The 7,690-nt window shown below is 74.0% G+C and carries 8 protein-coding genes; all 8 read left to right on the top strand.

The window, feature by feature from the left end; all coding sequences use genetic code 11:
- Positions 1–143 precede the first annotated feature (143 nt).
- Positions 144–971, top strand: coding sequence for an ABC transporter permease (locus tag JQN72_RS02860; protein WP_204133643.1), 828 nt, complete (start codon positions 144–146; stop codon positions 969–971).
- Positions 968–1,753 (top strand): ABC transporter permease, encoded by a 786-nt coding sequence (locus JQN72_RS02855; RefSeq protein WP_204133642.1) that lies wholly within the window; start codon positions 968–970, stop codon positions 1,751–1,753. The genes JQN72_RS02860 and JQN72_RS02855 overlap by 4 nt, the downstream gene beginning before the upstream one ends.
- A gap of 1 nt (position 1,754) precedes the next feature.
- Complete coding sequence (locus tag JQN72_RS02850; protein WP_204133641.1) at positions 1,755–2,603, top strand: ABC transporter ATP-binding protein; 849 nt, start codon at positions 1,755–1,757, stop codon at positions 2,601–2,603.
- Between the two features lie 26 nt (positions 2,604–2,629).
- Positions 2,630–3,256: a GntR family transcriptional regulator gene (locus tag JQN72_RS02845; RefSeq protein ID WP_204133640.1), complete on the top strand. Its 627-nt coding sequence runs from the start codon at positions 2,630–2,632 to the stop codon at positions 3,254–3,256.
- A gap of 2 nt (positions 3,257–3,258) precedes the next feature.
- Positions 3,259–4,044, top strand: a complete 786-nt coding sequence (locus JQN72_RS02840) for a DUF1932 domain-containing protein (RefSeq protein ID WP_204133639.1) — start codon at positions 3,259–3,261, stop codon at positions 4,042–4,044.
- Complete coding sequence (locus JQN72_RS02835; protein ID WP_204133638.1) at positions 4,037–4,729, top strand: substrate-binding domain-containing protein; 693 nt, start codon at positions 4,037–4,039, stop codon at positions 4,727–4,729. The genes JQN72_RS02840 and JQN72_RS02835 overlap by 8 nt, the downstream gene beginning before the upstream one ends.
- Before the next feature lie 38 nt (positions 4,730–4,767).
- The gene (locus JQN72_RS02830) at positions 4,768–5,598 is read left to right on the top strand and encodes a MarR family winged helix-turn-helix transcriptional regulator (protein WP_204133637.1); all 831 of its coding nucleotides are present in this window, start codon (positions 4,768–4,770) and stop codon (positions 5,596–5,598) included.
- A gap of 75 nt (positions 5,599–5,673) precedes the next feature.
- Positions 5,674–7,569, top strand: a complete 1,896-nt coding sequence (locus tag JQN72_RS02825; protein ID WP_204133636.1) for an FAD-dependent monooxygenase — start codon at positions 5,674–5,676, stop codon at positions 7,567–7,569.
- The last annotated feature ends 121 nt before the right edge of the window (positions 7,570–7,690 follow it).

Raw genomic sequence — 7,690 nt, 5'->3', positions numbered from 1 at the left:
CCCCCCCCCCCCCCCCCCCCGCGCCGCCCCCCCCCCCGCCCCCCCCCCCCCCCCCCCCCGGGCCGCCCCCCCCCCGGGCCCCCACGGCCCCACGGCGTGACATTCTCTGAGTTCGTACCCACCACCACCCCGAGGAGCGGTCCATGACCACCCCCACCGGCACCGCGGAGCCATCCCCCGCGGTCGGCCTCGCCCGCCGGCTCCCGCTCGGCGACATCGGCCTCGGCCTCGCCGGCCTGTTCTTCGTCATGGCGTTCGTCGAGCTCGTCTCCCGCGCGGGGCTGGTCAACGCGAACTACCTACCGCCGACGAGCACCATCCTCGGCTCGTTCTTCCGGATCCTCGGCGACCCGGACTTCTGGACACTGCTCGGGCTCACCCTCCGCGGCTGGGCCTTCGGGCTCGCCATCGCCATGGCGATCGGCATCGCCCTGGGGCTCCTCATCGGCAGCTTCCAGGTGCTCCGCGACCTCACGGCGTCGACCATCGAGTTCCTGCGGCCCATCCCGTCCGTGGCGCTCATCCCGCTCGTCGTCCTGCTGTTCGGCAACCGCCCGCCCTCGGCCCTCGTCCTCGTCGTCTACGCGGCGACCTGGCAGGTGCTCGTCCAGGTGCTGTACGGCGTGGCCGACGTCGACCCCGTCGCCCGCGACACCGCCCGGTCCTACCGCTTCTCGTTCCTGTCCGTCGGACGCAACGTCGTCTGGCCCACCGCGCTGCCGTACGTCGTCACCGGCTTCCGGCTCGCCGCCGCCGTGGCGCTGATCCTCGAGATCACCGCCGAGCTCGTCATCGGCGTCCCCGGGCTCGGCCAGGCGATCGCGCTCGCCCAGTCCTCGGGTGCGGTGCCCGAGACCTACGCCCTCGTCATCGCGGTCGGTCTCGTCGGGGTGGGAGTGAACCTCCTCGCCCGCACGGTCGAGCGACGTGTCCTGCGCTGGCACCCGAGTGTCCGGAGGGACGCCGCATGAGCACCACGAACCCCCTGGCCCGGATCGGCTATGCCGTCGCGCTGCCGCTCGTCCTCTTCACCCTCTGGTGGGTGGCCAGCGCCGGCAGCGAGAGCTTCTTCTGGCCCCCGCTCAGCGACATCCTCGCCGCGTTCCCCGACACCTGGTTCGGCGAGCGGATCACCACCGACGTGCTGCCGAGCATCGCGCGGCTCCTCATCGGCTACCTGCTCGCGCTCGCCCTCGGCGTCGCGCTCGGCATCCCGATCGGTCTCTACCGCCGCGTCCGTGCCTTCGCGGAGCCGACCCTGGAGTTCTTCCGGGCCATCCCGCCCCCCGTGCTCGTGCCCGTCATCGCGCTGTTCGCCGGATACACCGGCTCGACGTCGAAGATCGTCACGATCGTCATCGGCTGCCTCTGGCCGATCCTCCTCAACACCGTCGAGGGCGTGCGGGCGGTCGACGAGGTCCTCGTCGACACCGCGAAGGTCTACCACCTGAGCACCCGCTCCACGCTCGTCCACGTCGTCCTGCGCGGAGCCAGCCCCCAGATCGCCGCCGGCGCCCGGCAGGCACTCTCCATCGGCGTCATCCTCATGGTGATCTCCGAGCTCTTCGGCGCCAACCGGGGCCTCGGCGCCTCGATCGTCCAGTTCCAGCGCAGCTTCGCCATCCCGGAGATGTGGACGGGGATCATCGTCCTCGGGCTCCTCGGCGTGCTGCTTTCCGTGATCTTCCGTCTCGTCGAGACCCGCGCCCTCGCCTGGTACCGCGGCGTCCGCGACGCCAACCGAGGAGCCTGACATGACCGAGACCACCCCCGAGACCCGCGCCCAGCGACGCGCCAACGACGTCGTCCTCGACGTCCGCGGGCTGCAGAAGACCTACACCGGCCAGGGCCGGTCGGTCGAGGCCATCCGCGACCTCACCTTCTCCGTGCCCCGCGGCCAGCTGCTCTGCATAGTCGGCCCGTCCGGAGCCGGCAAGACGACGCTGCTGCGCTGCATCGCGGGTCTGCTCGACGTCACCGAGGGCGAGATCGTCCTCGACGGCCAGACCGTCACCGAGCCCCCGCGCGGCATGGCCGTCGTCTTCCAGGAGTACGGCCGCAGCCTGTTCCCGTGGATGACCGTCCGGCAGAACGTCGAGCGCCCGCTCATCGAGCGTGGGGTGCCCAAGGAGGACCGCAACCAGATCGTCTCCGAGGCCCTCGACGCCGTCGGGCTCGCGGACTCCGGTGACGCCCACCCGTGGCAGCTCTCCGGCGGTATGCAGCAGCGTGTCGCCATCGCCCGGGCCGTCGCCTACGAGCCCCAGGTCCTCATCATGGACGAGCCCTTCGCGGCGGTCGACGCCCAGACCCGGGCCGAGCTCGAGGACCTCGTGCGCGCCCTGTGGAAGCGGCTCGGGGTCACGGTCCTCTTCGTCACCCACGACATCGACGAGTCGGTCTACCTCGGCGAGCGCATCCTCGTCCTGTCGAACCGCCCCACTGTCATCCTCGAGGACGTCGAGGTCGACCTCCCCGCCGAGCGCGACCAGCTCGAGACCCGCTCCGCGCCGCGCTTCGCCGAGCTCCGAGGCCACGTCTACGAGCTGATCCAGAGGGCCAAGGAGGGGCACCGCCCGGACCACGCCCCCGCCGGGTACTGACCCCCCGGTCGAGGAGGAGGCCCGTGATGAACAGCGAGTCGACCGTCGTCGACGGTCTGCGTGCCGCGATCCTGCGGGGCGACTACGCGCCGAACCAGCGGCTCGTCGAGGCCGAGCTGTGCGAGCAGTTCGACGCGAGCCGGTTCACCGTGCGTGCCGCCCTGCGCGACCTCGCGGCGCAGGGGCTCGTCGAGCTCCAGCACAACCGCGGCGCCCGGATCCGGGAGATCACCCTCGCGGAGGCCGTCGAGATCACCCAGGTCCGGATGGTCGTCGAGGGGCTGGTGTGTGCCCGGGCCGCCGAGCTCGCCACCGACGCCGACGTCACCGAGCTCGAGGAGATCGGGCAGCAGATGCGCGTCGCCGTCAGCGCCGGCGAGCCGCTGAGGTACAGCGACCTCAACGCCCGGCTGCACGGCAAGATCCGAGAGATGGCCGGTCACGGCACCGCCCAGCGGATCATCGAGGAGCTGCGCGGGCAGGTCGTGCGCCACCAGTTCCGTCTCTCGCTCCGTCCCGGGCGTCCCTCGGTGTCCCTCGGGCAGCACGAGCGCATCATCGCCGCCGTCGTCGCCCGCGACCCCGACGCCGCCGAGGCCGCGATGCGCGCGCACATCGCGAGCGTCATCGAGGCGCTGCGCGAGAACCCCTGACCGTGGCCACCTTGCGGGTCGGCGTGCTCGGGCTCGGCGAGGCCGGGGGGCTCGTCGCGGCCGACCTCGTCGAGGCGGGAGCCGACGTCGTCGGGTACGACCCCCGGGTACCCCGGCTCCCCGGGGTCACGACGGCGGCGGACGAGGCCGCCGCGGTCGAGGGCTGCGAGCTCGTCCTCGCCGTGACCGCCGCCGAGGACGCCCCGACGGCCCTCGCGAACGCGGCGGCGGGCCTCGCTCCCGGGACGCTCTACGCCGACCTCTCCACCGGCCCGGACGGTCTGAAGTGTGCCCTCGCGGAGCGAGCGGCCGCGGCGGGGGCGACCTTCGCCGACGTCGCGATCATGTCTCCCGTCCCCGGTCGTGGACTCCAGGCCCCGATGCTCGTCTCGGGCGAGGGCGCGGACCGGTTCGCGGCCGCGCTCACCTCCCTCGGCGGGTCGGTCACGGTCGTCCCGGGCGGTCCGGGTGCCGCCGCGCGGCGCAAGCTGCTCCGCAGTGTCGTCTACAAGGGACTGGGGGCCGCGGTGGTCGAGGCCCACGAGGCGGCATGTGCGGCCGGCCTCGGCGACTGGCTGCTCGAGCACGTCGCCGACGAGCTCGCGGCCATGGACCGCGACACGGCCACCCGCCTTCTCGAGGGCAGCAGGCGACACGCGGTCCGGCGGGAAGCGGAGATGGCCGCGGCCGGCGAGGTCGTGCGCGGCCTCGGGGTGCCCTCACCCCTCAGCGACGCCGCACGCGCCGTCCTCGCGCGGCTGGCCGCTCCGGAGTCCGATCATGAGTGACGTGCTGCGCGTCCTGTGCTCCAAGGCCCCGGCCGGACTCCTCGACGCCCTCGCCGATGCCCTCGCGGACCGGCACGGCGTCGAGCTGCGGGTCGAGTCGGCCGGTGGTGTCGAGGTCGCGCGGCGGATCCGCGAGGGCGCCGCGGGTGACCTCGTCGTGCTCGCCGAGCGCGCCCTCGCCGCGCTCGGGAGCGACGGCCGGCTCGTGCCGGGCACCGTCCGTCCGCTCGCGGTCTCGCAGGTCGTGCTCGCGGTCGGCGCCGACGCGTCACCCCCGCGGCTGGACACCGAGGACGACCTCCGGGCCGTCCTGCGCGGTGCGCGGGCCGTGGCGTACTCCACGGGGCCGAGCGGCAACGCACTGACCCGCTGGGTGGAGCGGTCCGGCCTCGACGGCGACGTCGCCGAGCGGTTCGTCCAGGCGGAGCCCGGGACGCCGGTGGGCGCGCTCGTCGCCGACGGCCGGGCCGACGTCGGCGTCCAGCAGCTGAGCGAGCTCGCGGGGCTCGACGGGGTGCACGTGGTCGGGCCGCTCCCCGGGTCGGCCGCCGCCACCACGACCTTCGCCGGCGCGGTGCTCGCCACCTCGGACCACGTCGAGGACGCTCGCCGCGCCCTGGCGCTCATCTGCTCGGACGAGCTCGGTGACCTCGTCGTCGCCCACGGGATGCGTCCCGCCGGGTGAGGCCGGCGCAGCCTCTGCCCGGTACCGTGCTCACCGCGATGCCGGGGCACCTGCTCCGCCGCGCACAGCAGCACCACACCGCGATCTGGGCCGACGCGGTCGGGGCCGAGCCCACCGGGCCGCAGTACGCGGTGCTCGCGGCGCTCGAGACCTGGCCGGGCTCGGACCAGCGCCGGGTCGGTGCGCTCGCGTCGCTCGACCGTACGTCCACCACGCAGGTGGTGCGTCGGCTCGCCGGCCGTGGCCTGCTCGCCCGCGGCCCGCACCCCCGGGACGGTCGCCGCGACGCCCTGACCCTCACGGACGCGGCACGTGCCGACCTGCCGGGCCTGCACGAGCGGGTGCGTGTGGTGCAGGAGGGGCTCCTCGCACCGCTCGGCGGGGCCGACCGGCAGGCGCTCGTGGGTGCCCTCGCCACGGTCGCACGGGTCGCCGGGACGGGTGCCGCGGCGGACCACGCACCCCTGACCGTCCCCGGCCACCTCCTCCGCCGGGCCCAGCAGGTCCACACGTCCCTGTTCGCCGACGCCCTCGGACGGTCCGTCACCGGGCCGCAGTACGCCGTGCTGCGCACCCTCACCGAGGAGCCCGGGCTGGGCCAGCGCGACCTCGGCGAGCGGCTGGCGCTGGACAGGTCGACGACGGCCGACCTCGTCGCCCGGCTCGAGCGACGGGGGTGGCTCGTCCGCGAGCAGGACCCCGCCGACGGACGCCGCCGGGTCCTCGTGCCGACCCCGGAGGCGCTGGCCGCCGTGCCCGCGTGGACCCCACGCGTCCTCGAGGTGCAGGACGCGGTGCTCGCCCCGCTCCCGCAGGCGGAGCGCGGCAGGTTCGTCGACCTGCTGCGTGCCGTCGCCCGGACCGCGTGATCCCCTCGAGACCTGGCCACCGTGCCATTTAGTCAGTACACTGACGATTCACCACCCCCTTCCGAGGACGGACGCATGCAGGCCTACCTGGACGGCTACCACTCCGGCGACCCGGCCATCGCCCCGACGTCCGACGCCGAGCGCGCCGCCGCTTCGCTGCCCGACGAGGTGGACGTGCTCGTCGTCGGCAGCGGGCCGGCCGGCCTCGTCCTCGCCGCCCAGCTCGCCCGCTTCCCGGACGTCACGACCCGCGTCGTCGAGCGCCGGACCGGCCCGCTCGACCGCGGCCACGCCGACGGCGTCGCCTGCCGCTCGGTCGAGCTCTTCCAGGCCTTCGGGTTCGCGCACCGGCTGCTGCACGAGGCGTGCGAGGTCACCGAGACCGTCTTCTGGCGCCCCGACCCGGAGGCGCCCGACCGCATCGTGCGCAGCGGTCGCGTCCAGGACGTCGCCGACGACCTCTCCGAGTTCCCGCACGTGATCCTCAACCAGGCCCGGATCGGGCACTTCCTCCTCGACGCGATGCGCGCGGCCCCCACCCGGCTCGAGCCCGACCACGGGCTCGAGGTCGTCGGGCTCGACGTGGCGGACCACGGCAGCCACCCGGTGACCGTGCGGCTCCGGCGCACCGACCCGGAGCGGGAGGGCGAGGAGCTGACGGTGCGCGCACGGTACGTCGTCGGGTGCGACGGCGCCCGCAGCACGGTGCGCCGCGCGATCGGCCATGAGCTGCACGGGGACTCCGCCGACCAGGCCTGGGGCGTCATGGACGTCCTCGCGGTCACGGACTTCCCGGACATCCGCTACAAGGCCGTCATCCAGTCCGACGACGAGGGGACCATGCTCCTCATCCCCCGCGAGGGCGGGTACCTCGTGCGGATGTACGTCGAGCTCGACCCTCTGGCCCCCGGCGAGCGCGTGGCGGGCCGCGGGATCACCGCCGAGGACGTCGTCGCGCGGGCCCGGCGGATCCTGGCGCCGCACGAGCTCGACGTCAAGGAGGTCGTGTGGTGGTCGGTCTACGAGATCGGCCAACGGCTCACCGACCGCTTCGACGACGGCCGCACCGAGGGCCCGGACGCCCCGCTCCCCCGGGTCTTCGTCGCGGGCGACGCCTGCCACACGCACAGTCCCAAGGCCGGACAGGGGATGAACGTCTCGATGCAGGACGGCTTCAACCTCGGGTGGAAGCTCGCCGCGGTGCTGCGCGGCCGGGCGCGCCCGGAGCTGCTCCACACGTACTCGGCCGAACGTCACGCGGTGGCGCAGTACCTCATCGACTTCGACCGCGAGTGGGCCGCCGTGCTCACGACCCGTCCCGGCGACACCCCCGACCCGGCGACCGTCCAGCAGCACTTCACCGACCAGGGCCGGTACACCGCGGGCGTCGCGACCCGGTACCCCGCCGGCCCGCTGACCGGCGAGAGCACCTGGCAGCATCTCGCGACGGGACTACGAATCGGCGAGCGGTTCCACTCCGCGCCCGTGGTCCGGCTGTCGGACGCCAAGCCGCTCCAGCTCGGCCACGTGCACGAGGCCGACGGACGCTGGCGGCTCTACGCCTTCGGCGACCGGGATGACCCGCGCTCACCGGGCTCCCGTCTCCGGGCGTTCTGCGACGCGCTCGCCGACCCCGCGCGCTCGCCCGTCGCCTGCTTCACCCGCCCGGACGAGGACCCCGACGCGGTCGTCGACGTCCGGGCGGTCGTCCAGCAGAGCCACCACGACCTCACCCCGGCAGACCTGCCGTCGGCCCTCCTCCCCCGCAAGGGCCGCTACGGACTGGTCGACTACGAGAAGGTGCTCGGCGTGGACCCCACGTCCGACGTCTTCACGCTCCGGGGCGTGGACCGGAACGTGGGATGCCTCGTCCTCGTGCGCCCCGACCAGTACGTGGCACACGTGTTCCCCCTCGACGCCGCCGACGAGCTCCGCGCCTTCCTCGGACGCTTCCTCGTGAGTGTCGGGTAGGTCGCCGGGAAACCCCCGCGACGATCACGACCCGATAACAATGCCTAGGACCCCCGTGCACGACTTTGTCGACAATCCACACTGGGATCGCTTCGCCCTCCTACGGCTCACGGTTTGAGAG

This window comes from Phycicoccus sp. CSK15P-2, from assembly GCF_016888005.1.
GTDB lineage: Bacteria > Actinomycetota > Actinomycetes > Actinomycetales > Dermatophilaceae > Phycicoccus.
The sequence above is the reverse complement of the archived record's forward strand: the minus strand, read 5'-3'. Positions and strand labels throughout refer to the sequence as shown.